Source organism: Mesorhizobium argentiipisi (SeqCode) (assembly GCF_037179585.1).
In the GTDB taxonomy this organism is placed as follows: Bacteria; Pseudomonadota; Alphaproteobacteria; order Rhizobiales; family Rhizobiaceae; genus Mesorhizobium; species Mesorhizobium argentiipisi.
On sequence record NZ_JAPYKO010000097.1, the window covers coordinates 1 to 505 of the forward strand.

Here is a 505-nt window from a genome sequence, read left to right on the forward strand (position 1 = left end):
TTCTACCAGCCACTGCACCAGGAGCACTACCTAATGCACTTCCAACTTGCGAGCCTGCTACCATCGCTCCCGGTCCAAGACCAGCTCCCGCTGCCATACCTGCAAGTCCTGTCGCTGCTTTACCAATTGAACTTCCAATTTGACCTGCTTTTAACATACGAGCTGCACGAGATGTTGTACCAACATCTGTCCCTAAATTTGCTCCTAATGCATTTTTCGGGTTATCCGCATCTTCTTTATTATCTTTCTCTCCATCTTTCTTTTCTTTCCCTTTATCTTTTGCACTACGGTAGTCGTCACGAACACCTTTAACCAAACCAGCCACACTTGCTAAAGCATCCATACCCATCATCGTACCCGCTCTATGAATACCAGCGGATGCATTGGTGCTAAGGCCAATAAAACTTTTCACAATTTCACCAACTGGGATAAACATGGCAAGCAATACTAATTTTATGATAGGATTTTGTGCACCTCCAATAAGTGTAATGACTAACCATAGGGT

General features: G+C 44.4%; 1 protein-coding gene. It reads right to left on the reverse strand.

Features of this window, described 5'->3' with window-relative positions; all coding sequences use genetic code 11:
* Window positions 1-505 (reverse strand): hypothetical protein (locus tag O7A05_RS34095; protein WP_337097798.1); only part of this gene is annotated, 505 nt, incomplete at both ends.